This is a genomic window from Streptomyces sp. NPDC031225 (assembly GCF_055570355.1).
Window position 1 is genome coordinate 52,417 of the sequence record NZ_JBVIHJ010000020.1, and the last position, 24,011, is coordinate 76,427.

General features: G+C 70.5%; 25 protein-coding genes and 2 tRNA genes. 11 read left to right on the top strand and 16 right to left on the bottom strand.

Going from position 1 to position 24,011, the window contains the following annotated elements:
* Positions 1-376 precede the first annotated feature (376 nt).
* Both ACZ48Z_RS30250 and ACZ48Z_RS30255 read right to left on the bottom strand, forming a co-directional pair.
* Positions 377-1,210 carry a hypothetical protein gene (locus ACZ48Z_RS30250; protein ID WP_468739055.1) on the bottom strand — a complete coding sequence of 278 codons (834 nt, stop codon included), beginning with the start codon at positions 1,208-1,210 and terminating at the stop codon, positions 377-379.
* Complete coding sequence (locus ACZ48Z_RS30255; RefSeq protein ID WP_468739056.1) at positions 1,207-1,581, bottom strand: hypothetical protein; 375 nt, start codon at positions 1,579-1,581, stop codon at positions 1,207-1,209. The genes ACZ48Z_RS30250 and ACZ48Z_RS30255 overlap by 4 nt, the downstream gene beginning before the upstream one ends.
* Before the next feature lie 154 nt (positions 1,582-1,735).
* On the opposite strand from ACZ48Z_RS30255, the gene ACZ48Z_RS30260 reads away from it, so the two are divergent.
* A complete protein-coding gene (locus ACZ48Z_RS30260; RefSeq protein ID WP_468739057.1) occupies positions 1,736-2,101 on the top strand; it encodes a hypothetical protein in 366 nt (121 codons plus the stop codon).
* 46 nt (positions 2,102-2,147) lie between these two features.
* Here ACZ48Z_RS30260 and rsrA read toward each other — a convergent pair whose 3' ends face one another.
* From rsrA to ACZ48Z_RS30280, 4 genes are all read right to left on the bottom strand, one after another.
* Positions 2,148-2,459 (bottom strand): mycothiol system anti-sigma-R factor, encoded by a 312-nt coding sequence (gene rsrA / locus ACZ48Z_RS30265; RefSeq protein WP_468739058.1) that lies wholly within the window; start codon positions 2,457-2,459, stop codon positions 2,148-2,150.
* A complete protein-coding gene (gene sigR, locus ACZ48Z_RS30270) occupies positions 2,456-3,139 on the bottom strand; it encodes an RNA polymerase sigma factor SigR (RefSeq protein WP_404737146.1) in 684 nt (227 codons plus the stop codon). The genes rsrA and sigR overlap by 4 nt, the downstream gene beginning before the upstream one ends.
* Positions 3,140-3,396: 257 nt before the next feature.
* Positions 3,397-4,026, bottom strand: a complete 630-nt coding sequence (locus ACZ48Z_RS30275; RefSeq protein WP_468739059.1) for an alpha/beta hydrolase family protein — start codon at positions 4,024-4,026, stop codon at positions 3,397-3,399.
* A 24-nt stretch (positions 4,027-4,050) separates the two neighbouring features.
* A complete protein-coding gene (locus ACZ48Z_RS30280) occupies positions 4,051-4,866 on the bottom strand; it encodes an SOS response-associated peptidase (RefSeq protein ID WP_468739060.1) in 816 nt (271 codons plus the stop codon).
* 50 nt (positions 4,867-4,916) lie between these two features.
* Between ACZ48Z_RS30280 and ACZ48Z_RS30285 the strand changes: the two genes are divergently transcribed.
* The 4 genes from ACZ48Z_RS30285 to ACZ48Z_RS30300 all read left to right on the top strand — a co-directional run bounded on the left by ACZ48Z_RS30285 (position 4,917) and on the right by ACZ48Z_RS30300 (position 8,550).
* Positions 4,917-5,630 (top strand): M50 family metallopeptidase, encoded by a 714-nt coding sequence (locus tag ACZ48Z_RS30285; RefSeq protein WP_468739061.1) that lies wholly within the window; start codon positions 4,917-4,919, stop codon positions 5,628-5,630.
* Between the two features lie 122 nt (positions 5,631-5,752).
* Complete coding sequence (gene aroA / locus ACZ48Z_RS30290) at positions 5,753-7,078, top strand: 3-phosphoshikimate 1-carboxyvinyltransferase (protein WP_468739062.1); 1,326 nt, start codon at positions 5,753-5,755, stop codon at positions 7,076-7,078.
* A 12-nt stretch (positions 7,079-7,090) separates the two neighbouring features.
* Positions 7,091-8,101 (top strand): ribosome small subunit-dependent GTPase A, encoded by a 1,011-nt coding sequence (gene rsgA / locus ACZ48Z_RS30295; RefSeq protein ID WP_468739063.1) that lies wholly within the window; start codon positions 7,091-7,093, stop codon positions 8,099-8,101.
* Between the two features lie 125 nt (positions 8,102-8,226).
* Positions 8,227-8,550 carry a DMT family transporter gene (locus ACZ48Z_RS30300; protein WP_389095489.1) on the top strand — a complete coding sequence of 108 codons (324 nt, stop codon included), beginning with the start codon at positions 8,227-8,229 and terminating at the stop codon, positions 8,548-8,550.
* Positions 8,551-8,580: 30 nt separating this feature from the next.
* Here ACZ48Z_RS30300 and ACZ48Z_RS30305 read toward each other — a convergent pair whose 3' ends face one another.
* Entirely contained in the window at positions 8,581-9,186 is a 606-nt protein-coding gene (locus ACZ48Z_RS30305) for a TetR/AcrR family transcriptional regulator (RefSeq protein WP_468739064.1), read from the bottom strand.
* Positions 9,187-9,442: 256 nt separating this feature from the next.
* Here ACZ48Z_RS30305 and hisN point away from each other — a divergent pair, with 256 nt between their 5' ends.
* The 3 genes from hisN to ACZ48Z_RS30320 all read left to right on the top strand — a co-directional run bounded on the left by hisN (position 9,443) and on the right by ACZ48Z_RS30320 (position 11,328).
* Positions 9,443-10,243 carry a histidinol-phosphatase gene (hisN, locus tag ACZ48Z_RS30310; RefSeq protein ID WP_468739065.1) on the top strand — a complete coding sequence of 267 codons (801 nt, stop codon included), beginning with the start codon at positions 9,443-9,445 and terminating at the stop codon, positions 10,241-10,243.
* A gap of 189 nt (positions 10,244-10,432) precedes the next feature.
* On the top strand, positions 10,433-10,831 hold the full coding sequence (locus ACZ48Z_RS30315) for a CBS domain-containing protein (protein WP_468739066.1): 399 nt from the start codon (positions 10,433-10,435) through the stop codon (positions 10,829-10,831).
* Positions 10,832-10,911: 80 nt separating this feature from the next.
* Entirely contained in the window at positions 10,912-11,328 is a 417-nt protein-coding gene (locus ACZ48Z_RS30320; RefSeq protein WP_389095494.1) for a Fur family transcriptional regulator, read from the top strand.
* Between the two features lie 310 nt (positions 11,329-11,638).
* Here ACZ48Z_RS30320 and ACZ48Z_RS30325 read toward each other — a convergent pair.
* The 4 genes from ACZ48Z_RS30325 to ACZ48Z_RS30340 all read right to left on the bottom strand — a co-directional run bounded on the left by ACZ48Z_RS30325 (position 11,639) and on the right by ACZ48Z_RS30340 (position 16,937).
* A tRNA-Met gene (locus ACZ48Z_RS30325) sits at positions 11,639-11,712 on the bottom strand.
* Between the two features lie 147 nt (positions 11,713-11,859).
* A complete protein-coding gene (locus ACZ48Z_RS30330; RefSeq protein ID WP_468739067.1) occupies positions 11,860-13,692 on the bottom strand; it encodes a tetratricopeptide repeat protein in 1,833 nt (610 codons plus the stop codon).
* Positions 13,693-13,898: 206 nt separating this feature from the next.
* Positions 13,899-13,972, bottom strand: a tRNA-Met gene (locus ACZ48Z_RS30335).
* A gap of 43 nt (positions 13,973-14,015) precedes the next feature.
* Positions 14,016-16,937, bottom strand: a complete 2,922-nt coding sequence (locus ACZ48Z_RS30340) for a UPF0182 family membrane protein (protein WP_468739068.1) — start codon at positions 16,935-16,937, stop codon at positions 14,016-14,018.
* A 200-nt stretch (positions 16,938-17,137) separates the two neighbouring features.
* Here ACZ48Z_RS30340 and ACZ48Z_RS30345 point away from each other — a divergent pair, with 200 nt between their 5' ends.
* Positions 17,138-17,680 (top strand): PPA1309 family protein, encoded by a 543-nt coding sequence (locus tag ACZ48Z_RS30345; protein WP_468739069.1) that lies wholly within the window; start codon positions 17,138-17,140, stop codon positions 17,678-17,680.
* Between the two features lie 99 nt (positions 17,681-17,779).
* Here ACZ48Z_RS30345 and ACZ48Z_RS30350 read toward each other — a convergent pair whose 3' ends face one another.
* The 4 genes from ACZ48Z_RS30350 to ACZ48Z_RS30365 all read right to left on the bottom strand — a co-directional run bounded on the left by ACZ48Z_RS30350 (position 17,780) and on the right by ACZ48Z_RS30365 (position 21,057).
* A complete protein-coding gene (locus ACZ48Z_RS30350; RefSeq protein WP_468739070.1) occupies positions 17,780-18,877 on the bottom strand; it encodes a YlbL family protein in 1,098 nt (365 codons plus the stop codon).
* Positions 18,878-18,952: 75 nt separating this feature from the next.
* Positions 18,953-19,117 carry a hypothetical protein gene (locus tag ACZ48Z_RS30355; protein WP_468739071.1) on the bottom strand — a complete coding sequence of 55 codons (165 nt, stop codon included), beginning with the start codon at positions 19,115-19,117 and terminating at the stop codon, positions 18,953-18,955.
* 123 nt (positions 19,118-19,240) lie between these two features.
* Positions 19,241-19,702, bottom strand: a complete 462-nt coding sequence (locus ACZ48Z_RS30360) for a molybdenum cofactor biosynthesis protein MoaE (protein ID WP_468739072.1) — start codon at positions 19,700-19,702, stop codon at positions 19,241-19,243.
* A gap of 239 nt (positions 19,703-19,941) precedes the next feature.
* Positions 19,942-21,057 carry an SDR family oxidoreductase gene (locus ACZ48Z_RS30365; RefSeq protein ID WP_468739073.1) on the bottom strand — a complete coding sequence of 372 codons (1,116 nt, stop codon included), beginning with the start codon at positions 21,055-21,057 and terminating at the stop codon, positions 19,942-19,944.
* A gap of 192 nt (positions 21,058-21,249) precedes the next feature.
* On the opposite strand from ACZ48Z_RS30365, the gene ACZ48Z_RS30370 reads away from it, so the two are divergent.
* Positions 21,250-22,674 carry a zinc-dependent metalloprotease gene (locus ACZ48Z_RS30370; RefSeq protein ID WP_468739074.1) on the top strand — a complete coding sequence of 475 codons (1,425 nt, stop codon included), beginning with the start codon at positions 21,250-21,252 and terminating at the stop codon, positions 22,672-22,674.
* The gene (locus tag ACZ48Z_RS30375; protein ID WP_468739075.1) at positions 22,671-23,192 is read left to right on the top strand and encodes an NUDIX hydrolase; all 522 of its coding nucleotides are present in this window, start codon (positions 22,671-22,673) and stop codon (positions 23,190-23,192) included. Before ACZ48Z_RS30370 ends, ACZ48Z_RS30375 begins: the two co-directional genes overlap by 4 nt.
* 70 nt (positions 23,193-23,262) lie before the next feature.
* Here the strand turns inward: ACZ48Z_RS30375 and ACZ48Z_RS30380 are convergent, their stop codons facing one another.
* Positions 23,263-24,000, bottom strand: coding sequence for an AIM24 family protein (locus tag ACZ48Z_RS30380; RefSeq protein ID WP_468739076.1), 738 nt, complete (start codon positions 23,998-24,000; stop codon positions 23,263-23,265).
* Between the last annotated feature and the right edge of the window lie 11 nt (positions 24,001-24,011).

Below are 24,011 nucleotides of genomic sequence, written 5' to 3' on the forward strand. Positions count from 1 at the left end.
TTCTTGGGCCCCGCAGGCTTCGACGCCCCCGGAGACTCCGTAGGCCCTCCGGACTCCACGGCCCCCGAGGACTCCGGCACCCCCGCAGACTCCGAGGACTCCGGGGACTCCGCAGATTCCGGCGCCCCGGTGGGCCCCGGGGCCCGCGTGGACTTCGGCGATCGCGCCGGGCTGGGCGATTTCGCCGGGCCCGGCGATCGCGCTGGGCCGGACGGTCTCGCCGGGTCGGGCGGGCTCGCGGATCCCGGCGGGCTCCCGGATCCCGGCGGGCCCGGCGGACCCGTCGGTCCCGGCGGGCTCGCGGACCCTGGCGGACCCGTCGGTTCTGGGGCCGTCGCGGGGTCCGGGGCCCTCGCGGGTTGTTCGGGTTCTGGGCTCACTCGCCGCCCTTCTCTCCACGCTCGCCGTGGTTCCGTGCGGGAGATGTGCCGCCGGGTCTGCGTTTCGGCAGGGTGCCGCCGGCGGGGACGGGCCCGGTGGGGCTCTCGGGGGCCACGCGGGGCGCGGTGCTCGGGCGGTTGCCCGGAGCGGCCCTGACCTCCCAGCGGATCAGCTCCAGCGCCTCCAGCCGGTTCAGGTCCAGCATCACCGCGAACAGCCCACGCCCGAGGGCGAAGGCGAGATCCCGGGGCGTGCGACGCCCGTTGACGCGGTCCAGGAGTTCCCGGTGCCGCCGCGACAGCCACACACCTGAGCGGCCGTCCCCGGAAGCCTCCGGCCGCAGCCGGGCCAGTTCCCCCGGTGCCACCCCCGCTCGCGCCAGCACCCCCGTTCGGCGGGCGACCTCCTCGGTCAGCGCCCGGGGCTCCACACCGGGCACCGCCACCAGCGTCGGTTCACGGTCGCCGGTCTCCCAGCCGCCGGCCGGGCCGAGGGCCATCGCGAAGGCGCCGTCGAAGACCGCGGCCGCGCAGATGATCTCGAGTTCCGCCGCGCCGATCAGCCCGGCGGCGGCCAGGTGCGCGCCCACCCGGTCCGCGTCGGGTTGCGTCGCGCAGGCGGCGAGCCATGCCTCGTCGTCGACGCGGCCCGTGGTGAGGAGGGCCGAGGCGGCTGTGGGAGCGCCGGGGGTCTCGATGGCGCCGACCAGGCCGCCGCGGATGTGGATCGTTCCGCCGGGGGTTCCGGAGACCCGGACCGTGCCGGTGAACTCCTCTTCCCGCAGCGCCAGGAGGAGCGCGGGGACGTTGCGGACCGGGGGCGCGTTCACGCCAGTACCTCGGTGACGCGGTCGCCCAGGCTGCGCAGGGCGAGCGCGACGTTGGCCCGGTCGCGGTCCAGGCCGGCCGCGAGGAGCAGGGGGTCACCGGCCGGCCGTACGACGGTGAACAGCATCTGATGGCGGCGGCGGCTGGTCAGGACCACGCTCTCCAGCTCTCCCTCGGCCCCGGCCTCGCCGAGCCGCTGGGCGATGAGGTTCGCGAGTTCGCTGCTCTCCGCGCCGGTCCCGGCCTCGGTGACGTCTCCGGCGGTGCCGTAGACAAGGCCGGTCACCGCGTCGATCAGGGCGACACCCGTGACTCCGGGGGCGTCGAGCAACCGGTCCAGGGAGGTCTGGAGCGCGGTCGCGTTTTCCCCCATTGGCCCTCCACGGTCCGACACCACGCACTACTTTGAACGACAAGTTTCGTCACACACGCCAAAACTGACGCTAAGTGACCCACAAGTCGCCTGGCTTCGATCGTAGTTGGCCGAGCATCGACCGGTCAGCAGCACGGAAGAATTGAGGGAACCGGTGAACATAGAGACCGCGCTCAAGGAAGCCATGAGCCTCGACGGCGCGATCGGCGCCGCCGTCGTGGACTATGACAGCGGCATGTCGCTCGGCGCCATCGGCGGCGGCCAGGGCCTCGACCTGGAACTCGCCGCCGCGGGCAACACCGAGGTGGTGCGCGCGAAGATGCGCACCCTGGCCTCGCTGGACATGGACGACGTGATCGAGGACATCCTGATCACGCTCGGGAAGCAGTACCACCTGATCCGCCCGCTCACGAGCAGCCAGGGCTCGTTGTTCTTCTACGTCGCCCTGGACCGGACCCGCAGCAATCTGGCGCTGGCCCGGCACGGGCTGAAGAGGATCGAGAACGGCCTGGAGATCTGACCGCGCAGGCTCCCGCGGGACCCGGCGACGAGGTCGCCGGTGGCGCTCAGGACTCCTGCGGTGTCACCGGCGAGGCCGTCACGTCATGGTCGGGCACCGACTGTCCGGAACGGATGAGGTCGAGCCGGCCGAGGACCTTGGAGCGCAGGTCGGTCGGCACGTCGTCCTGGCCGCAGCACCGCTTGACGAGCTTCTTCACGGCCTCTTCGAGGCCGTACTTCTCCAGGCACGGCGAGCACTCCGTGAAGTGCTGCTTGAACTTGACGCGATCGACGTCCGGCATCTCACTGTCGAGGAACTCGTAGAGATGATCGAGTACCTCACTGCAGTCCGTCTCATGCGGCTCTCCGCAGCTCATGAGCCCGAGCCTTTCGCTTCGTTCGACTCTCCGGCACCGGCCGGGACGAGCCCGCGCTCACGGGCGTAGTCCTCGAGCATGCCGCGCAGTTGACGGCGGCCGCGGTGCAGGCGGGACATCACCGTACCGATGGGTGTCCCCATGATGTCCGCGATCTCCTTGTACGCAAAGCCCTCGACGTCGGCGAGATAGACGGCGATGCGGAATTCCTCGGGGATCGCCTGGAGGGCTTCCTTCACGTCCGAGTCGGGCAGGTGGTCGAGCGCCTGCGACTCCGCGGAGCGCAGACCTGTCGACATGTGCGACTCGGCGCGCGCGAGCTGCCAGTCCTCGATCTCCTCGGCCGCGGAGCGCTGGGGTTCGCGCTGCTTCTTGCGGTACGAGTTGATGAACGTGTTGGTGAGGATCCGGTACAGCCACGCCTTGAGGTTGGTGCCCTCACGGAACTGGTGGAAGGACGCGTACGCCTTGGCGTACGTCTCCTGCACCAGGTCTTCGGCGTCGGCCGGATTGCGCGTCATACGCAGAGCGGCCGAGTACATCTGGTCGAGGAATTCGAGCGCGTCCCGCTCGAAGCGCGCACTGCGCTCCGACGTGGACTCCGTGCTCGTGCCCTGGCCCTCGGGCTGCTCCGCCTGGCCGTTGTCGGTCCCTGCGTCGATCCCAGTGACCGGACCCACCTCCTCAAGATTCCGGGCAGCACCGAAACCGGTGCCACCGGAATTGGAGGATAGACGACTACCCGCCCCGGCCGCCCCTCGAATAGGAGTGGTCTTGGTCGCGCGCAGCACCGTCCAGTCCAGGTCAGCGCGGCTGCTGCGGCTCGGGCAGTAGGTCGAACCCATGCGGCGGACTTCCTCTCTACGACGGTCGGTGCCGGTTCTTCAGCACTTCTGTCCGCCTCAACAGAGGTCCACGGCTCAACATTCCCGGGCCTTCACCCCAGTGACCCGGCCCACTTCCCGACCGCGTCCGTGATGACTGTCACGGCCTCCTCCTGGGTGATCGCGGCCCGTTTCGGCACCGCGAAGCCATGATCGCCGTACGCCACCTCGACCAGCGCGAAGGAGCCCTCGGGGAACTCCTCCGGCTTCCCGAACGGGTCGTTGCCGCCCTGTACGACCAGGGTGGGCACCCCGGATCCGAGCAGTTCCGCCGCCCGCGACTTCTCCGGCCGGCCCGGCGGGTGCAGCGGGAAGCTGAGGGCGAGGACGGCGGCCGCGCCCAGCTCCACGGCCGTACGGCAGGCGACGCGGGCCCCGGCGCTGCGCCCGCCGGAGATCACCGGCAGGCCGGGCTTCACGAGAGCGGGCCAGATACCCCGCCATCCCACGTCCAGCGTCTTCGGGGCGGGCGCGACCTTCTTGCCGGCCACCCGCCAGGGCTGCTCGACGAGAGCGACGCTCACCCCGTGCCGCGGGAGGGTCGCGGCGAGGGCCTGGAGGTCCCGCGCCTCGATACCGCCGCCGGCACCATGACTGACGGCCAGCACGAGCCGTGCCGTGCGCGCCGGGTGCCAGGTGATGCGGGCGTCTCCGGCCTCGGTGCTGATGATCTCGGTCGTCACGTCTGAAGGCTTCACATCCGAAGGCTAGAAGAGCGTGCCCTCTTCGGGGCCGTCCAGCTCCTTCAGCAGCTCCGGGCCGTTGTTGCGGACGTTGCTGACGGCGGTGGAGACCGGGTAGGCCCGCATGAGCCCCTCGGGCGGGGGCGCGAGCAGGGGGCGCAGCTCCTCCACGTCCGTGCGGGACGGGTCGAGCCAGGCGTCCCAGCGGTCCGGGGTGAGCATGAGCGGCATCCGGGGGTGGATGTCGGCGAGGGAGCGCGGGCCGTCGGCCGGGGACACGGCGAGCGGGCCCGTCTCCGCCTCGGTCGTGATCACGGAGCAGGTCGCCCACCAGGCCTGCGGATGGTCGTCGGGCAGGGTCTTGTCGCGCCAGAACTCGTAGAGCCCGGCCATCGCGAACACCGAACCGTCGGCGGGCAGCACGAAGTAGGGCTGCTTGCGCGGCCGCTTCTTCTTCCCCTCGACCTCCAGGTCCCGCTCCTGCGTCCCGGTGACCCACTCGTAGTAGCCGTCGGCCGGGACGATGCAGCGGCGGGTGGCGAAGGCCCGCTTGTACGACGGCTTCTCGTGCACGGTCTCCGCGCGGGCGTTGATCATCCGGGCCGCGCCCTCGGGCGTCTTCGACCAGCTCGGCACCAGCCCCCACTTCAGCTTCCGCAGCTGGCGAACCGGCCGCGGCTCGTCCACGTCCTTGAGAGGGCGGTCGAGAACGGCGTAGACCCCCTTGGTCGGGGCCACGTTGTAGTCGGGCTCCAGGGTCTCCTCGGGCTCCCACTTCTCGATCTCAAAGATTCCTGCGAGATCCTCGGGCCCACGACTGGCTGCATACCGTCCGCACATACGTGCCACACTGCCAGATTCCGTACTCGGAGAGGGAGCCACCCGGAAACATGGACACCAGCACAGCGACCTCTCTCTGGGACGAGGTCATCGGCACCCAGCCCGACCCCGATCTGTGGGTGGTGCTGGCCACCATGGTGGCGGCGCTCGCCATAGTGGTCCCGCACCCCCTGTGGCGGGTCTCGCGCAACGCCATCACGATCGCCCACGAGGGCGGCCACGGCCTGGTCGCCCTGTGCACCGGCCGTCAGCTCACCGGTATCCGGCTGCACTCCGACACCAGCGGCCTCACGGTCAGCCGGGGCAAGCCGCACGGCATCGGGATGATCCTCACCGCGGCGGCCGGCTACACCGCTCCCCCGCTGCTCGGCCTGGGCGGCGCCGCCCTGCTGGCCGCCGGCCGCATCACCCTGCTGCTGTGGGTGGCGACGGCTCTGCTGGTGGCACTGCTGGTGATGATCCGCAACGCGTACGGGGCGCTGACGGTGGTGGTGACCGGCGGCACGTTCGTGGTGGTGTCCTGGCTCGCCGGGCCCCAGGTCCAGGCGGCGTTCGCGTACGCGGCGGTGTGGTTCCTGCTGCTGGGCGGAGTGCGTCCCGCTTTCGAGCTGCAGGCGAAGCGGACACGGGGCGGGGCGGGCGACTCGGACGCCGACCAGCTGTCCCGCCTGACCCACGTCCCGGCGGGGCTGTGGCTGTTCCTGTTCCACGCGGTGAGCCTGTGCTCACTGATAGGCGGGGGGAGGTGGCTACTGGAGGTGTGACAAGCCCCCGAGGGGCGACGTCACCAGGGGCGCGGGGCTGTGACATCGGCGGCTCCGCCCGTGGCGCGACCAGCCACGACGGCGCCGCACCCGAAAGACCACCCCCCACTAAAGTGGACCCCATGGCTTTGAACCCCTCAGAAACCGCCCTCTGGCCCGCCCCCCACGCGAGTGGAGCCGTCGACGCCACGGTCCACGTCCCGGGGTCAAAGTCGGTCACCAACCGCGCTCTCGTCCTGGCATCCCTCGCGAGCGAACCGGGCTGGCTCCGCCGCCCCCTCCGCTCCCGGGACACCCTCCTCATGGCGGCCGCCCTCCGCGAGATGGGCGTGGGCATCGAGGAAGGTGTCGGCCCCGACGGCACCGGCGAGACCTGGCGCGTCCTGCCGGCAGGCCTCCGCGGACCCGCCACGGTGGACGTCGGCAACGCCGGCACCGTGATGCGCTTCCTGCCCCCCGTCGCCGCCCTCGCCGACGGCGAGATCCGCTTCGACGGCGACCCGAGGTCGTACGAACGCCCCCTGACCGGCGTGATCGACGCCCTGCGTGCCCTCGGCGCCCGCATCGACGACGACGGCCGCGGCGCGCTGCCGCTCACGGTGCACGGCGGGGGCGCCCTGGACGGCGGCCCGGTGGAGATCGACGCGTCCTCGTCGTCCCAGTTCGTGAGCGCGCTGCTGCTGTCCGGCCCGCGCTTCAACCAGGGTGTCGAGGTCCGTCACGTCGGCGGTTCGCTGCCCTCCCTCCCGCACATCCGCATGACGGTGGACATGCTGCGCGCGGTCGGCGCCCAGGTGGACACCCCGGAGTCGGGCGGCGAGCCGAACGTCTGGCGGGTCACGCCGGGCGCCCTGCTGGGCCGGGACCTCACCGTGGAGCCCGACCTCTCCAACGCGCAGCCGTTCCTGGCGGCGGCGCTGGTGACCGGCGGCAAGGTCGTGATCCCGGACTGGCCGGACCGGACCACCCAGCCCGGTGACCGGCTGCGCGAGATCTTCACCGAGATGGGTGGTTCCTGCGAACTCGCCGAGTACGGCCTGGTGTTCACCGGTTCGGGTGCGATCCACGGCATCGATGTCGACCTGGGCGAGGTGGGCGAGCTGACCCCCGGCATCGCGGCGGTCGCGGCTCTCGCCGACTCCCCCTCCACCCTGCGCGGGGTGGCCCATCTGCGCCTGCACGAGACGGACCGACTGGCCGCGCTGACCAAGGAGATCAACGAACTCGGCGGTGACGTCACCGAGACCGCCGACGGTCTGCACATCCGCCCGCGCCCGTTGCACGGCGGGATCTTCCACACCTACGAGGACCACCGCATGGCCACGGCCGGCGCGATCATCGGTCTCGCGGTCGAGGGCGTGCGGATCGAGAACGTCGCGACGACGGCCAAGACCCTGCCGGACTTCCCGGACATGTGGACCGGGATGCTCGGGAGCGAAAAGGCGTAGGGGCACAGGGAGATGCGCCGTTACGGCAAGAACACCGACGAGGACGACATCCGCAGCCGCCCGAACCGCAAGGGCAACCGGCCGCGCACCCATATCCGTCCCAAGCACGAGGACGCGACCTGGGGCATGGTCCTCACCGTCGACCGGGGCCGCCTGACCTGTCTGGTCGACGACCGGATCGTGATGGCGATGAAGGCCCGCGAACTGGGCCGCAAGGCCGCCGTGGTCGGCGACCGGGTGGCGATCGTCGGCGACCTCTCCGGCCAGAAGGACACCCTCGCGCGGATCGTCCGCATCAAGGAGCGGACGTCGGTCCTGCGCCGTACGGCCGACGACGACGATCCCTACGAGCGCGTGGTGGTCGCCAACGCCGACCAGCTCGCCATCGTCACGGCCCTCGCCGACCCGGAACCCCGCCCCAGGCTCATCGACCGCTGCCTGGTCGCGGCGTTCGACGGCGGCCTGACCCCCCTCCTGGTCCTGACCAAGTCTGACCTGGCCCAGCCCGACAAGCTGCTGGAGCTGTACGGCCACCTGGACATCCCCTACGTCGTCACCAGCCGCGAGGAGCTGGAGAACGGCGAGGCGGTGAACCGGGTGCGCGAGGAACTCGACGGCAGGATCACGGCGTTCGTCGGCCACTCGGGCGTGGGCAAGACGACTCTCGTGAACGCGCTGGTGCCCGAGGACCGTCGCCGGGTGACGGGTCATGTCAACGCGGTGACCGGCCGCGGCCGCCACACCACGACGTCGGCACTCGCGCTGCCCCTTGCGGGCGACGACGGGTGGGTGATCGACACCCCGGGCCTGCGGTCGTTCGGACTGCACCACGTGGATCCGTCCCGGGTGATCCAGGCGTTCCCGGACCTGGAACCGGGAACCGAGGGCTGTCCGCGCGCGTGCAGTCATGACGAGCCGGACTGCGCGCTGGACGCCTGGGTGGCGGCGGGCCACGCCGACCCGGCCCGGCTCTACTCCCTGCGGCGGCTGCTCTCGACACGGGAGCGGACGGAGGGGGACTGAGGGGGAGGGGGACTGCGGGGGAGGGGGACTGCGGGGGCAGGAGGACTGACCTCCGCGTTGTTTGGCTGCAGTCGAGTTCGGTAAGTGCATAATCGCACCGAGCCGGACATACGGGAGGACAGCACATGGCGTGGCTGCTGGTGGTGGTGGCCGGGTTGCTGGAGACCGGTTTCGCCGTGTGCCTGAAGCTCTCTCACGGTTTCACCCGGCTGTGGCCGACGGTCGCGTTCTGCATCTTCGCGCTCGGCAGCTTCGGTCTGCTGACCCTGTCGCTGAAGAAGCTGGACGTGGGTCCCGCGTACGCCGTGTGGACCGGTATCGGCGCGGCGGGAACCGCGATCTACGGAATGATCTTCTTCGACGACCTGGTCTCGACCCTGAAGATCGTCTCGATCAGCCTGGTGATCATCGGCGTGATCGGTCTCCAGCTGTCGGGCTCGCAGCACTAGGCACGCCGCGGGTCCCGGCCCGGCCGGGTCTCACACCGGCTGCCGGTGCAGCACACTGCGGACCAGGTCCACGACCCCTCCCTCGCCCGGTGGGGCCGCGACGCAGGACAGGGCGAGCCGGACGGCCAGTTCGCAGGAGCGGGCGAGGTCGACGACGTCCGACTTCTGCACATGGGGCCCGGCGAGAACCGTCACCGCGCGGTCGCGGACCAGCGCCACGAAGTCGCCGGGCGACGGCAGCGGCCCGTCGGCCCGGCGCTGTGCCGGTACCGCGGAGGAGGAGGGCACGGCGGACAGCGTCGGCGTCGGAAGCCGCTCGCTCCAGCAGCCGGTGAGCATGGCCCGCACGAGCGCGTTCTCCCGGGCCGAGGACGCGGTCCACTCGGCGGTCGCGGTCAGCCTCTCCCGCGCGTCCCCGTGCGTGGTCAGCGCCCGTTCGACTCCGACGAGATACCCGTCGGCCTCTCTCCTGACGAGAGCGCGGGCCAGGCCCTCCTTGCTCCCGAACTCGTTGTACAGCGTCTGCCGGGACACTCCGGCCGCCGCCGCGACATCCACCATCCGCACGGCGGACCACGGCCGACGCGCCAACGCCGCATAGGCAGCGTCCAACAGGGATTCCCGCGCAGCAGGCATCGTCGCCTCCCAGGGAGCAAGCAGCTCTGCGCACAGATTTGACGCGCACGAGGGCACTGTCAAGGGTCCGCGAGGGCATCGGGGGCGCGCGTCGGTCATTCACGGGCGGCCCGGCGGCGCCGACCACGACGAACCCGCGGCCACCGGACCGCACAAGCCGGCACCCCAGCCGACACCCCGACCCGGCACCCAGCGTCAGCGTCCACACTCCGGCCCCTATAGCACCGTACGGACAACGACAGATACCGTTCGCCACATGCCGGACTACCTCGACGACCTCCGCCTCGCCCACGTCCTCGCGGACGCGGCCGACGCACTCACCATGGACCGCTTCAAGGCGCTGGACCTCAAGGTCGAGACGAAACCGGACATGACACCGGTCAGCGAAGCCGACAAGGACGCCGAGGAACTCATCCGCGGCCACCTCCAGCGCGCCCGTCCCCGCGACGCGATCCTCGGCGAGGAGTACGGCGTCCAGGGCACCGGTCCCCGCCGCTGGGTCATCGACCCCATCGACGGCACCAAGAACTACGTACGCGGCGTGCCCGTCTGGGCCACCCTGATCTCCCTGACGGAGGCGTCGGAGGGCGGCTACCAGCCCGTCGTCGGCGTCGTCTCCGCCCCCGCCCTCGGCCGTCGCTGGTGGGCCGCGAAGGGGTACGGCGCCTACACAGGCCGCAGCCTCTCCACCGCCTCCCGCCTGCGCGTCTCCCAGGTCGGCAAGCTCACGGACGCCTCCTTCGCGTACTCCTCCCTCACCGGCTGGGAGGACCGGGGGCGCCTGAACGGCTTCCTGGACCTGACCCGCGAGGTCTGGCGCACGCGCGCGTACGGCGACTTCTGGCCGTACATGATGGTCGCCGAGGGCTCGATCGACATCTGCGCCGAACCGGAGCTCTCCCTCTGGGACATGGCCGCGAACGCGATCGTCGTGACGGAGGCCGGCGGCACCTTCACCGGCCTCGACGGCCGCCCCGGCCCGCACAGCGGCAACGCGGCCGCCTCCAACGGCATCCTGCACGACGAGTTCCTGGGCTATCTCAACGAGCGTCACTAGCGCCGGCCCCGCGGAGTCGGACCGGAGGTGCCGGACCCGGGGAGCCCAGATGAGCGCGCACGCCCTCAATCGGCGTCGCGCGCCCTCTTGTTGACCCTCGCTTTACCTGCGACTCTGAGGGGACCCCCATTTGTGAACTTGTGAACCAATGAATTACTTCATTGGCTCCCAGGAGGTGACCGAGAAACCATGCTCGTCCTCGACGCCATGAGCACGGTGGTCCTCACCATCGGCCCCGCCCACACCCTGCGCCAAGCCGCCGCCCTGATGTCCGCCCGCCGGGTCGGCGCGGCAGTCGTCCTCGATCCCGACGGCATCGGCATCGGCATTCTGACCGAGCGCGACATCCTCAACTCCGTCGGCCTGGGCCAGAGTCCGGACACGGAGTACGCCCACGCCCACACCACCACCGACGTCGTCTTCGCCACCCCGGCGTGGACCCTGGAGGAGGCCGCGCAGGCGATGACGCACGGCGGCTTCCGGCACCTCATCGTCCTCGACCAGGGCGAGCCCGCGGGCATCGTCTCGGTGCGCGACATCATCCGCTGCTGGGCACCGGAAGGGCAGCGCGTACCGGCCCGCTCCTAATCTGGACTCAATCCAGTTCGATCAGCAGTCCAAACTCACACCCATTCGGATTCTGGTCACCAGCTGTTAGGCTGGGACGCATGAGCGACCTTCTGGAACGACTGCGCGGCCGCGGCTGGCGGATGACCGCGCAGCGGCGCGTCGTGGCCGAGGTCCTCGACGGCGAACACGTCCACCTGACGGCCGACGAGGTCCACGCGCGTGCCGTGGCCAAGCTGCCCGAGATCTCCCGGGCGACCGTCTACAACACGCTGGGCGAGCTGGTGACGCTCGGTGAGGTCCTCGAGGTCGCGACCGACAAGCGTGCCAAGAGGTACGACCCGAACGCCCACCGGCCGCACCACCACCTGGTCTGCGCCCAGTGCGGCGCCATCCGGGACGTCCACCCCATCGGCAACCCGCTGGCCGACCTCCCCGACTCGGAGCGTTTCGGCTTCGCCGTCTCGGGCGTCGAGGTGACGTACCGGGGCGTCTGCCCGAACTGCTCGGCGGCGTAAGCTCCGACGTCCGAAGCCCCGGCACCGCACAGGTGCCGGGGCTTCGTGCTGCGTACAGGCATTCGTGCGGTCCGCGGGCTCCCTGCATCTGACGGCCCGTCACATCGTCGTGCGGCCACCCCTCTCCGTACCGCACTCCGCAAGGAGCAACCGTGAGAGATCCGCACCCCGAACCCAGCGCGGAACATCCCCACGCCACACTCCACGCCACCGGCCTGACCCGCGCGCTGTACGCGGAGGCGGTCGGTCACCGGTCGTGAAAACACCGAGGGCCGGAATCCTTGATCGGATTCCGGCCCTCGGCCTTCAGTAGCGGGGACAGGATTTGAACCTGCGACCTCTGGGTTATGAGCCCAGCGAGCTACCGAGCTGCTCCACCCCGCGGCGATGAATGCAACGTTACGTGAAGGGTGAGGCCAGAGGCAAATCGCTCAGCTGCCCCCGAGCCCCGAAGGGGCGCGGGACTGTGTCAATGTGCGGGCGCGACCGGCCCGCAGCCGCCACACGCCCTGCCACGGCCTCCGCGGAGCGCTACGCGGACAGTTCCTCCCGCAGCGCGTCCCGCAGCCGGGCAGCCCGCTCGGAGACCTCCGCCGGCCCCAGCGCCACCGCCCGGTCGGCCCACCGCTGCCCCTCGGCCAGCTCACCCCGACGCGCGTAGACGAGGGCGAGGCGCAACGCCGCCCGCCCGTGCCCCGCATCGGCCGCCCGAGCCCACCACACGGCGGCCTCCGGCTCACTCCCCTCCCGGGCCAGCAGCAGCCCCAGGTTGAACGCCCCGTTTCGGGAACCGGCCTCGGCGGCCTCCCGGTACCACCGAGCCGCCTCCACGACATCGCCCCGGGCGGCAGCGAGCATGCCCACCCGCACCTGGGCCCGCCGGTGCCCCTGGGAGGCCGCCCGCTCGTACCACTCCTCGCACTCGCTCTTCTCGTGCACGGACTCGCCGAGCGAGTGTGCGGGCACCGGCGGCCGCCGCGCGTCGAGCACGGTCGCCAGCCGGTACGCGGCCTCCGCGCTGCCACCCCCGGCAGCACACCGCAGATGCCGCTCGGCGGCGGGCTCGTCGCCGTCCCGCAGCCGGGCGATGCCCACCTGGAGCGCCGCCTCGGTGTGGCCCGCGGCGGCGGCACGCTCGTACCACCGCAGCGCGACGGCCTCCTCGCCCCGCCCGGCGAACAGGATGCCCAGGTTGAACGCGGCGTCCACGCTCCCGGCCTCGGCGGCCTTGGAGAACCAGGGCTCCGCGCCCGCCGTGTCCCCGCCCTGCAACAGCAGGATGGCGAGCGCGTTGGCCGCCTCCCGGTGCCCCGCGTACGCCGCACGCCGGTACCACTGCTCGGCCTGTGCGGTCCGGCCCTGTTCGACACAGAGGAGCGCGAGGTTGTACGCGCCGTTGTCGTCGCCGGCGTCCATCGCCGCCCGGTACCAGCGCTCGGCGGTCTGCTGCTCCCCGCGCTCGGCGTGCAGCGCGCCCAGGGCGTTGGCCGCGTTGCCGTCCCCGTCCTGGGCGGCCCGCAGCCACCACACGGCGGCACTCTCGGTGTCCCCCGCGTCCCGCAGCAGGAAGCCGAGGGCGCAGGCGGCCCGCGCCTCGCCGTCCTTGGCGGACGTCAGATACCAGCGCCCGGCCTCCCTGAGCTGACCGCGCCTCTCCAGGATCGCCCCGAGGTGCAGCGCGGCCCTCCGGTGCCCGCGCGCGGCGGCCTGGCGGTACCACTGCTCGGCCTCGTCGCCGGCACCGCTGTCATCCCCGATGTCGTCCTCGGGCGCCAGCCGGCGATCGAGCGAACGGGCCAGCCGGTAGGCCGCCTCCCGGTGCCCCCGCTCGGCCGCGGTCCGCATCCACGGTGCGGCGCCCGCGTCCCCCCGGTGCTCCAGCAGGTCGGCGAGCGCGTAGGCGCCCAGCGCGTGCCCCTGCTCGGCGGACTGGCGCAGCCAGTACTCGGCGGCGGGCTCGTCGCCCCGCTCACGGTGGTGGCGCCCCAGTGCGTGCGCGGCCGCGGCGGATCCGGCGACGGCGGCGATCCGCCACCAGCCCGCGGCCTCGTCGGCGTAGCCACGCTGGTGCAGCAGCACGCCGAGGTTGTTTGCGGCGGCACGGTCGCCGGCGGCGGTGGCGGCACGCAGATGCGGCTCGGCTCCGTCGAGGTCGCCGCGGCGCAGCAGCAGGGCGCCGAGGACGCTCATCGCCTCGGCGTCACCGCTCGCCGCAGCGAGGCGATGGCGTGCCTCCTCGGCAGCCTCACCGGTTTCGTCCCGGTCCATGGGCTGCGACAAGTCGCCCGTCGACTCCGAAAAATCGGCAGGCTGCACAAAACGCCCTGTCTCCAACAGAGTTGCCTTGTCCCCCATAACGTCCATCGTCGCACCCCCTGCAACCTGGGTACACCTGGTATACCGCAGCCAGGAAGGTCACTTCAGCGTTTTGTCGACATGCCCACAGAGAGACAAGTCAAACACCGTTCGCCAACTCCCACGGGGCGGCACGGCCGTTGCGCAGGTCGGTACATGCGTTCGCACATCACGAAGGCCCGGATCCTCTAGAGGATCCGGGCCTTCGTTTTCAGTAGCGGGGACAGGATTTGAACCTGCGACCTCTGGGTTATGAGCCCAGCGAGCTACCGAGCTGCTCCACCCCGCGCCGTTGTGTTCCAACCGTATCACGGCGCGAGGTGGGCTCTTGATCAGCCGCTGGGGCTGCTGCTCGGACTCGGACTGCTGCTGGGTTTCGCGCTGCTGCTGGGCTTCGCGCTGCTGCCGCCGCTCTTGTCCGCCGCGGCCTGCGCGTCCTCGGCCCGCTGGAGCGCGTCCTGCAGATCGTCCTGGGCCCGGCCGTAGGCCTCCCAGTCACCCTTCTTCAGTGCCTCCTGGCCGGCGTCGAAGGCCTTCTGGGCGTCGACCAGCGCCTGTTGGACCGTCGGGTTGCTGGATGTCGGCGGCGGAGTGGTGGTCCCCCCGCCGTCGTCCTCCGGTGGCGGGGTGGTCGAACCGTCCGCTCCGAAGACCTTGTCGAGGGCCTCGTCGAGGGTGTCCTCGAAGGCGGTGTTGCCTCCGTAGGTCACCAACACCTTCCGCAGCAGCGGGTACTTGAGCCCACCACCGCGCACGTAGACCGGCTCCACGTAGAGCAGTCCTCCGTCGAGCGGCACCGTCAGGAGATTGCCGTACTCCACGTTGGAATCGCCTCTGTTGAGGAGGCTGATGGTCTCGGCGATGTCCTGTTCGGAGTTGAACTGGCTCTGCACCTGTTTGGGCCCGTTGACCGTGGTGTTGGTCGGCAGTTTCAGGATTCTGATCTTGCCGTAGTCGGTGGTGCCCGCCTCGGCGTCGACCGTCATGAACGCGCTGAGGCTGTCCCGGCCGTTGGGCGTGAACGTCGTCGTGAGCGAGAACGCCTGCGCCGACTGGTCGGGCATCTTCATGCTCAGGTAGTACGGCGGCACCGCGTCGCCCGACTTGTTGGTCGGGTCGTCCGGCACCTGCCACACCTCGCTGCCACTGAGGAAGGTGTCCGCGTCCTCCACGTGGTAGCGCGCCAGCAGTTCACGCTGGACCTTGAACAGGTCCTGCGGGTACCGCAGATGGTCCATGAGGTCGCTGGAGATGTCCTTCTTGGGCTCCACCGTGCCCGGGAACGCCTTCATCCAGGTCTTGAGGACCGGGTCCTTGGTGTCCCACTGGTAGAGCTTGACCTGTCCGGTGTACGCGTCGACGGTCGCCTTCACCGAGTTGCGGATGTAGTTGACCTGGTTCTGCTGGGCCACCACCGCGCGCGAGTTGTTGGTCGCGGTCAGCGAGTCGGCCGTCGTGTCACCGAGGGTCGTACGGGAGGAGTACGGGTAGCCGTTGGTCGTCGTGTACGCGTCGACGATCCACTGGATCTTGCCCTGCACCACCGCCGGGTAGGCGTCGCCGTCGATGGTCAGCCAGGGTGCGACCGCCTCGACGCGCTGCTTGGGCGTGCGGTTGTACAGGATGCGCGAGCCCTCGCCGATCGCTCCCGAGTAGAGGATCTGCGGCTCGTTGAACGCCACCGCGTACGCGGCCCGGTTGACCGGGTTGGAGAGGTTGACCCCGCTCTTGGCCTTGTAGCTGTAGGTCTTCTCACCGTCGTCGTCGGAGTAGTCGATCTCCTTCTGGGGACCGCCGACGATCGAGTACTCGGTGGTCTTCTCGCCGTAGTACACCCGCTGCTGGTACGTCCCGAGGTCGCCCTGCGAGGGCAGGTTGGACTCGGTGAAGACCGGGCGGCCCTCGGAGTCGGCCTCGGTGCCCTTCGCGGCGACGACACCGTATCCGTGGGTGTAGCGGAAGTGGTCGTTGATCCAGTTGTTCTTCGGAATGCCGGCGAGGTTCAGCTCGCGCAGACCGATGACCGTGTCCTGGCCCCCGGCGTTCTTGTCGTCCTTGCCGTAACGGTCGACGTCCAGGTTGGTCGGGAACGCGTAGTAGTTCCGCATCTGCTGGAGCTGCTGGAACGTCGGGGAGACGACGTTGGGGTCCACGACCCGGATGCTCGCCGTGGCGTCGACGTCGTCGCGCAGCTTGGTCTTGTCCGTGGTGGTGGCCTTGCCGGAGTACTCCGTCACCGAGGCGTCGTCGATGCCGTAGGCCGCACGCGTCGCCTTGAGGTTCTTCTCGACGTACGGCGCTTCCTTGGCCTGCTCGTTCGGCTGGACCTGGAACTTCTGGACGATCGCCGGGTAGAGCCCGCCGATGAGGATCGCCGAGAGCACCATCAGGCCGAAGCCGATCACGGGCAGCTGCCAGGTGCGCCGCCACAGGGTGGCGAAGAACAGCAGCGCGCAGATGACGGCGATGCAGAACAGGATCGTCTTGGCCGGCAGATAGGCGTTCGCGTCGACGTACCTGAGGCCGGTCCAGCTGTCGGTCGCCTTGAAGTCGCTGGACTTCACGGCGAGGCCGTACCGGTCGAGCCAGTAGGCGACCGCCTTCAGGGCGACGAAGACACCGAGCAGCACCGAGAGGTGTCCGGTCGCGGCGGCGGTGGCGCGCGCGCCCGGCGAGGTGACCCTGAGGCCGCCGTACAGGTAGTGGGTGAGCGCGGCGGCGATCACCGAGAGGATCGCGGCGGCGAAGCCGAAGCCCAGCAGGAACCGGTACCAGGGCAGGTCGAAGGTGTAGAAGGAGATGTCGAGGTGGAACTGCGGGTCCTTCTGCCCGAACGACACGCCGTTGACCCACATCAGCCAGGTCCGCCACTGGCTGGACGCCGAGGCACCCGCGATCAGGCCCACCAGGGCGGTGATCCCGAGCAGCAGCCACCTCTTGTACGGCGCGATGCCCATCCGGTAGCGGTCGAGGTTCTGCTGCTCCATCGACATGGCGCTCAACGGCGGGCGCAGACGGTGGGCCAGCCAGATGTTGAAGCCGACCGCGAGGGCCATCAGCAGACCGAAGACGAAGAACAACCCGATCTTCGTCCACAGGGTGGTGGTGAACACGGACGAGTAGTTCACCGAGCGGTACCAGAGCCAGTCCGTCCAGAAACCCGCGAACATGGTGAACGCCATGCCGAGTACGGCAAGCACGCCCAGCGTCATGAGCAGGGTCCGGACGCGCCGGGACGGGCGGCCCACTCTCATCCGCGGCCCCGTGGGGCCTCCGCCGCGGTCCGGCATCTGGAAAGCCAAGGTGCGCACCTCGAAGTTCGCTGTCGATCCGTCAGACCCTCGTGTTCGCGGGCCCGGGGTGGCCCCCCGTGATCGCGGGCCCACACCTATGCAACTTACTCACCGTTTACTCGGTTCCCGATTCCGGTGACTAACGAGGCAGGATTGTGACCATGTCCAACACTCCCATGGCGGCGAGCCCGCTCACCCGGGCCGTACTCGAGATCGACGAGTACGTCTCCGGCCTCGGCTGGGACCAGCCAGCCCGTCTCTTCGCCCTCGTAGACACCGCCCGGCTGCGTACCCAGGAACCCGCTCTCGCGAGCCAGCTCGGTCTGGAGGAAGTGCAGGAGTCCTTGGCTCTGACCCCGGTCGAGCAGGACGAGATTCCCGCCGGCAAGCCGCTCGACGAGTTCCTCGGCACCATCGCCTGGCCCGACGCGGTGGTCGGCTGCGCGCTCACCGTGGAGCGCCTGATGCTGCCGCCGTCCGCCGAGACGTCCGTCCCGCAGGGGCTGAGCGAGGCCCGGTTGGCGAAGTGGGTCGCCGAGCACCCGGACCGCCAGGAGGTCCGCATGACGGTCGGGGTCCTGCGCAACGGCACCCGCGACTCGGCCCTTCGCCTGCGCGAGAAGGACTCCCCGACGGAGGTCCTCACGGGCGGCGCGCTGGTCCCGGGCCTCGCGGAGGCACTGTCGGCGACGTTCGAGGACTGAGCCCGGCCGCGGCGGTCGCGGCTCCCGGGTTCGCCGATACGACGACGGGGGCGGCCTTCTGTGCGAAGGGCGCCCCCGGTCGTGTGCACGCGTGCGTGGTCAGCCCTTGGTCGTGCACTTCGGCAGGTCGGACGTCTTGCCCTCACGAAGGTCCTTGAGCGCGCCCAGGGCGTCGTCGATGGTGCTCACCTTGACCAGGGTGAGCCCGCCGGGGGTGTCCTTGGCGGCGGCCGCGCAGTTGTCGGCGGGCGTCAGGAAGTACTGGGCGCCCTTGTCGCGCGCGCCGACCGTCTTCATCTCGATGCCGCCGATCGGGCCGACCTTGCCGTCGTCGTCGATCGTCCCGGTGCCGGCGACGAACTTTCCGCCGGTCAGGCTGCCCGGGGTGAGCTTGTCGTAGATGCCGAGCGCGAACATCAGACCGGCGCTGGGGCCGCCGACGTCGGCGAGCTTGATGTCGATGGTGAACGGGAAGGTGTGGTCGGTCCCGGCGGCGATCCCGACGATGGCCCGCTTCTCGCCGTCGTCGTCGGAGGTCCTCGTCGTGATCGTGACCTTCTCGGTCCTGGTCGCCGTCTTGTTCTTCTTCTCGGCGGCGGCCTGCTCCTTGGCGGGCACGACCGTGAAGACGACCTTCTCGCCGGGCTTGTGCTTCGTCACCAGCTTCGCGACGTCGTCCGGCGCCTTCACCGTCGTACCGTCGACGGCCTTGATCACGTCACCGGCGTGCAGCTTGCCCTCGGCCGGGGAGTCCTTGACGACGGTCGAGACGATCACCCAGGACCGAACCGGGACGTGCAGCTCCTTGAGGGCGGCGACCTTGGCGCTCTCCTGGGACTGGCTGAACTCCTCGGCGTTCTCCTGGGTCGACTGCTCCTCGGTCTTGCCGTCCGGGTAGAGGGTGTCGTGCGGCACGACCTTGCTGTCGTGCGCGAGCCAGCCGTAGACGGCCTCGACGAGACTCATCCTGAAGTCGGCGCTGGTGACCCGGACGGTCGTCATGTTCAGGTGACCGGTCGTCGGATACGTCTTGCGCCCCGCGATCTGGAGCACCGGCTCGCCGCCGTGGTCCCCGAGGGTGTTCACCGTGGGGCCGGGTGACATCTCGGCATACGGCACTTTGATGAGGAATCCCGCGCACAGGAGCGCGATCAGCATCAGGGTGGAGGCGAGCATCGTCGCGGTGCGGCGTGGCATGGCACGACAGTACGGGACGCTCCTGTCGGACCATCGTCAGGGCGCCGCAGCCGGGGGCAGGCTGTCACCGGACGGTCAGGTGCCGGAGTGCGACTTCTCCATGGCGGCACGGAACCGGGCGTATCCGTCGAGCTCGGGGCCGTCGCTGCGCACCCTGCGGGTGCGGTTGGCCCAACTCCCCCAGAGCCCGGCGGCAACCGCTGCCACGAACGGAATCAACAACCAGACGAGCGCCCCCATGCCGACCTCCCGACCCCACTGTGAGCAACCGCGAAAAACTGACAGATCAGCAGATTAACCGTCCGCACTGACAACGCTCACGCCAGGGGTGCGGTTACGCAACCGGAAGGGTGAAGGAAGGGTTCAGCAGGCGCCGACCCATTCCTCCGTACCGTCAGAAAACGTCTGGTGCTTCCAGATCGGCACCTCGTGCTTGAGATCGTCGATCAGTTTCCGGCAGGCCTCGAAGGCCTCCCCCCGATGAGGACAGGAAACGGCGACGACGACGGCGAGATCCCCGACCGCGAGGTCCCCGACCCGGTGCACCGCCGCCAGCGCCCGCACCGGATACTCGGCGACCACCTTCTCGGCGATCCGCCGCATCTCGGCCTCGGCACTGGGGTGGCACGAATAGCCGAGCTGATCGACGTCGGCTCCGCCGTCGTGATTGCGCACGGTCCCCACGAACAGGGCGGTACCCCCGGCGGCTTCGTCCCCGACGGCGCGGAAGACCTCGTCGAGGGAGAGCGGGGTCTCACGGATCGCGATCAGCTTGACGGGATCGTGCCCGGCCTGCTCGCCGGGATGGTCGTTGGTGGGTGCCATACGTCCATCGTGCCGCACACTGCAGAGCACGGGAAATAGCGTGATCACCCGGCACACGCGTGTACGCCTTTGGAGCGTCCTACAGCCGCTCAGCCACTCCCCGCAGCCACTCAGCCCCTCCGCCGCACTCAGCCCCTCCGGCGTTTGAGGAGCGGGGGTCCAGGGGGCGGAGCCCCCTGAAGGACGGGACGGGTAGGGGCGGCGGGGGCGAGAAAACCCGACGCCGCCCCAGCACCAGCTCAGATCCGACGCCGAGCCTTCCGAGCCCGCCGCACGACAGCCGCCGCGCCAAGCAAAGCGACCGTCGCTCCAGCCGCCCCCGCCGCCGTCGCGTCCTTGCGCCCCAGCCGCCGCCCGGCCACCGTGTGCCGCCCGGCGACCTCCTCCAGCAGCTCCGCGAGCACTTCTTCGTTGCTCCACCGGGGCCGCCATCCGGCGTCGTGCAGCCGGCTGCCGCTCACCACCCACGGATACATCGTGTAGGCCAGGTCCCCCGCAGGAGACGGCGTCAGCCCGATCCGGTGCAGCCGAGCCGCCGCTCCCAGAGCCACCGCCGAGGGCAGTTCCATCCGCCGGATCCCGCTGAGCTCCTCGATCTCCTCCTGCTCCAGCCACCCGTCGCAACCGACGGCGAGCTCCCCGTCGACCTTCTCAAGGACGGCGTACTCCAGAGCACTGCACAGGTCCTCGATGTGGCAGAACTGCCAGGCGGGCCGGGACCCGGCGACGACCAGCAGCCGCGGCGACTCGAAGTACCGGGTCAGCGCGGTGTCGGTCCCTCCGCCCACCAGCACGGCGGGCCGTACGACGGTGACGTTGAGTCCGGGGTGCGCCCGTGGCGCCCGCCGCGCGAGCCGCTCGATCTCCAGGAGGTCGCCGACCCCGGTCGCCTCCGCCGTGGCCCGCAGTTCGGCGTCCTCGGACAGCGGCAGCTCGTTGTCGGGGAGGGCCCCGTAGACCATCGCGGAGGTGCACAGCACGACCCGGTGGACGCCGGCGGCCGCCGCGGCGGTCAGGACGGTCTGGGTCCCCCGGACGTTGTACGCCGTACGGGCGGCAGGATCGGTCTCCAGATCGAGATCGAGCGCCAGATGCACCACGACGTCGGCGCCCCGCAGCTTCTCCGCGATGGCCGGGTCACGCACATCGAGGATGTGCCATTGCGCCGCCTCGCACTCGCCGCGCCGCTCGTCCAGCGCGATGACCTGCTTGATCTCCTCCGAGGCGGCGAGCCGCTCGGTGAGCATGGCTCCGACGCCGGACGCGGCACCGGTGACCGCGACGACTGGCCCGCGCGCGGCGGGATTGGTTGACTGGTTTCGCGCTGCGCGAACCTGCGGATCAGGGGAACTCACCGGGCGTCTCCAGCGGTTGTCTTCAGTAGGAACGCGAGTGACGCGTACGTACCAGGTGGCATCCATCCTGCCGCAGGCCGCGAGTCGGCGGAGCACCGAGGCCCGAACCGCCGGCGGTGTCTACGCTGGGTGGTGTTATCGGGCAGCCGCGCCGCCGGAGGCAACCGGTGGCCTTACCAGCCGAGGAATCCCGTGAGTGACACCCCATTCGGATTCGGCCTTCCGCCGGAGGAGCCGGACGACGGCGACGAGGGCAAGAAGAAGGACCAGCAGAGCGGTGGTGGTCAGGGCCCGGCCAACCCGTTCGGTTTTGGCGGGCTGCCCGGCGCCGGAGGCTTTGGCCCTGGTGCCGACAATCCGCTCGCAGCCATGTTCGGTTCGCTGAACCCCACCGACCTGGGCGCCGCCTTCCAGCAGCTGGGCCAGATGCTCTCCTACGAGGGCGGCCCGGTGAACTGGGACATGGCCAAGCAGATCGCCCGCCAGACCGTCTCCCAGGGCACCGCCGACGGCACCAAGGACGCGAGCGTCGGCCCCGCCGAGCGCACCGCGGTCGAGGAGGCCGTCCGGCTCGCCGACCTGTGGCTCGACGACGCGACGTCCCTGCCGTCCGGCGCGGGCTCCGCCGTGGCGTGGTCCCGCGCGGAGTGGGTCGAGGCGACCCTGCCCGCGTGGAAGGAGCTCGTGGACCCGGTGGCCGAGCGGGTCGGCACCGCCATGGGCGATGTCCTGCCGGAGGAGATGCAGGCCATGGCGGGCCCGCTGATCGGCATGATGCGCTCGATGGGCGGTGCCATGTTCGGCACCCAGATCGGACAGGCCGTCGGCGTGCTCGCGGGCGAGGTCGTCGGCTCCACCGACATCGGCCTGCCGCTGAGCCCGGCCGGCAAGGCGGCGCTGCTGCCGGTGAACATCGAGGCGTTCGGCAAGGACCTGGGCGTGCCCAAGGAGGAGGTGCGGCTGTATCTCGCCCTGCGCGAGGCCGCCCACCAGCGCCTGTTCACGCACGTGCCGTGGCTGCGCTCGCACCTGTTCGGCGCGGTCGACGGCTACGCGCGCGGGATCAAGGTCGACACCGCCAAGCTGGAGGACGTGGTCGGCCAGTTCGACCCGCAGAACCCCGAGCAGCTTCAGGACGCCCTCCAGCAGGGCATGTTCCAGCCGGAGGACACCCCGGAGCAGAAGGCGGCCCTGGCCCGTCTGGAGACGGCTCTGGCGCTGGTGGAGGGCTGGGTGGACGCGGTTGTCCACGCGGCCGCGAAGCCGCGCCTGACGTCCGCCGACGCGCTGCGCGAGACCCTGCGCCGCCGTCGCGCCTCGGGCGGGCCGGCCGAGCAGACGTTCGCCACGCTGATCGGTCTGGAACTGCGCCCGCGCCGTCTGCGCGACGCCTCCCGCCTGTGGGCCTCGCTCACGGACGCGCGCGGTGTCGACGGCCGGGACGGCCTGTGGGCCCACCCGGACATGTTGCCGACCGCCTCCGACCTGGACGACCCGGACGGCTTCGTGCACCGCGAGCAGCTGGACTTCTCCGAGCTGGACAAGATGCTCGGCGAGGCCGCGGAGAAGCCCGACCTGAAGAAGAAGGACGACTCCGAGGGCGACGACACCGAGTGAGCCTGCACGACGACGCGGTCCTCGTACTGAAGGGCTACGAGGACCAGGAGGAGCTGCGCCAGGCCTATCTGGATCACTTGTCGGCCCACCCGGACGGCATGTGGAAGGCCTGTCATGCGGGGCACATCACGGCGAGCGCGCTGGTGATCGACCCGTCGCGCGGGCAGGTCCTGCTCACCCTCCACAAGAAGCTGCGCATGTGGCTCCAGATGGGTGGCCACTGCGAGCCTCAGGACGTCTCCGTGGCCGCGGCGGCCTTGCGTGAGGCGACGGAGGAGTCGGGCGTCGCGGGGCTGACCCTGCTGCCCGGCGGCCCGGTCCGGCTGGACCGGCATCCCATCCCTGCGCCCTGCCACTGGCACTTCGACGTCCAGTACGCGGCACTCGCCCCGCACGGCGCCGTGGAGACGATCAGCGACGAGTCGCTCGACGTGCGGTGGTTCGCCTACGACGAGGTGGCGGGTGTCGCCGACGAGTCGGTCGTACGACTGCTGGACGCGACGCGCGCGAGGCTGTGAGCTTCTTCTCTGCTCATGCGTAAGGGGCGCCCGCCCATGGCGGTCGCCCCTTACCTGTGCCGTCCGGCGGTCAGCTGTTGCTGCCGCCGAGAGAGTTGCCTCGCATGCCGAACTGGCCGAGCACCCCGCCGTTGCGCATGCCCTGCGGCGGCAGGAGTTCGCTGGGCTGGACCAGGACGTGGCCCGTGCCGCCGAAGTGCATCTCCCAGCCCTCGCCGGTGGTGCCTCTGCGGCGCCACACGCCGGAGGTGGAGGTGGGCGCCTGGAGCTGGGTGCGCAGGGACGTGGACCAGGCGATGACGGCGTCGGAGTCGACACAGACGTTCTTGTCCGGTCCGACCTCCAGCACCAGCGGCTCGCCCGAGGTCATCAGGACGACCTGCCCGGAGCCGGACAGCTCCAGGTTGTAGGCGCCCGCGGCGGCCACCTCGACGGCGCTGTCCACCGCGACGATGCCGACGCCGAGGGAGCCGTCGAAGGCCAGGACGTAGGAGCTGTCGACGGTGATCCCGCTGCCGACCTCCATGACGTGCAGGTGCTGGGCGAGGTTGGCCAGGTAGACGACGCCGTTGCCCTTGCAGCGCATGAGTTCGAGGCGTTCGCCGGTCATCCGCTCGACGTTGCGCCAGCTGCGGTTGCGGTACTGGCTGTCGAACTCGACCTGGCCCTCGAAGGCCACCATGGCGCCCTGCCGGGCCAGGATCGGGCTGCTGCCCTGGGTGACGTCGGTCTTCAGGAGCTGCGGGTTCTGCAGGGTGTAGCGCCCGGTCGACTCGACCGGGACGTGTGCGAAGAGTGTGCTGTGCATGATGTGCCTGG

What these genes read in the sequence shown, in the direction of transcription:
- ACZ48Z_RS30305 (WP_468739064.1), bottom strand. Translation starts at nt 9,186, where the DNA reads ATGCCTGCTGCGCGGGAATCCCTGTTGGACGCTGCCTATGCGGCGTTG.
- ACZ48Z_RS30320 (WP_389095494.1), top strand. Translation starts at nt 10,912, where the DNA reads ATGAGCGACCTTCTGGAACGACTGCGCGGCCGCGGCTGGCGGATGACC.
- ACZ48Z_RS30345 (WP_468739069.1), top strand. Translation starts at nt 17,138, where the DNA reads ATGTCCAACACTCCCATGGCGGCGAGCCCGCTCACCCGGGCCGTACTC.
- ACZ48Z_RS30300 (WP_389095489.1), top strand. Translation starts at nt 8,227, where the DNA reads ATGGCGTGGCTGCTGGTGGTGGTGGCCGGGTTGCTGGAGACCGGTTTC.
- ACZ48Z_RS30350 (WP_468739070.1), bottom strand. Translation starts at nt 18,877, where the DNA reads ATGCCACGCCGCACCGCGACGATGCTCGCCTCCACCCTGATGCTGATC.
- ACZ48Z_RS30255 (WP_468739056.1), bottom strand. Translation starts at nt 1,581, where the DNA reads ATGGGGGAAAACGCGACCGCGCTCCAGACCTCCCTGGACCGGTTGCTC.
- rsgA (WP_468739063.1), top strand. Translation starts at nt 7,091, where the DNA reads ATGCGCCGTTACGGCAAGAACACCGACGAGGACGACATCCGCAGCCGC.
- rsrA (WP_468739058.1), bottom strand. Translation starts at nt 2,459, where the DNA reads ATGAGCTGCGGAGAGCCGCATGAGACGGACTGCAGTGAGGTACTCGAT.
- ACZ48Z_RS30360 (WP_468739072.1), bottom strand. Translation starts at nt 19,702, where the DNA reads ATGGCACCCACCAACGACCATCCCGGCGAGCAGGCCGGGCACGATCCC.
- hisN (WP_468739065.1), top strand. Translation starts at nt 9,443, where the DNA reads ATGCCGGACTACCTCGACGACCTCCGCCTCGCCCACGTCCTCGCGGAC.
- ACZ48Z_RS30330 (WP_468739067.1), bottom strand. Translation starts at nt 13,692, where the DNA reads ATGGACGTTATGGGGGACAAGGCAACTCTGTTGGAGACAGGGCGTTTT.
- ACZ48Z_RS30355 (WP_468739071.1), bottom strand. Translation starts at nt 19,117, where the DNA reads ATGGGGGCGCTCGTCTGGTTGTTGATTCCGTTCGTGGCAGCGGTTGCC.
- ACZ48Z_RS30380 (WP_468739076.1), bottom strand. Translation starts at nt 24,000, where the DNA reads ATGCACAGCACACTCTTCGCACACGTCCCGGTCGAGTCGACCGGGCGC.
- ACZ48Z_RS30340 (WP_468739068.1), bottom strand. Translation starts at nt 16,937, where the DNA reads ATGAGAGTGGGCCGCCCGTCCCGGCGCGTCCGGACCCTGCTCATGACG.
- aroA (WP_468739062.1), top strand. Translation starts at nt 5,753, where the DNA reads ATGGCTTTGAACCCCTCAGAAACCGCCCTCTGGCCCGCCCCCCACGCG.
- ACZ48Z_RS30315 (WP_468739066.1), top strand. Translation starts at nt 10,433, where the DNA reads ATGCTCGTCCTCGACGCCATGAGCACGGTGGTCCTCACCATCGGCCCC.
- ACZ48Z_RS30285 (WP_468739061.1), top strand. Translation starts at nt 4,917, where the DNA reads ATGGACACCAGCACAGCGACCTCTCTCTGGGACGAGGTCATCGGCACC.
- ACZ48Z_RS30280 (WP_468739060.1), bottom strand. Translation starts at nt 4,866, where the DNA reads ATGTGCGGACGGTATGCAGCCAGTCGTGGGCCCGAGGATCTCGCAGGA.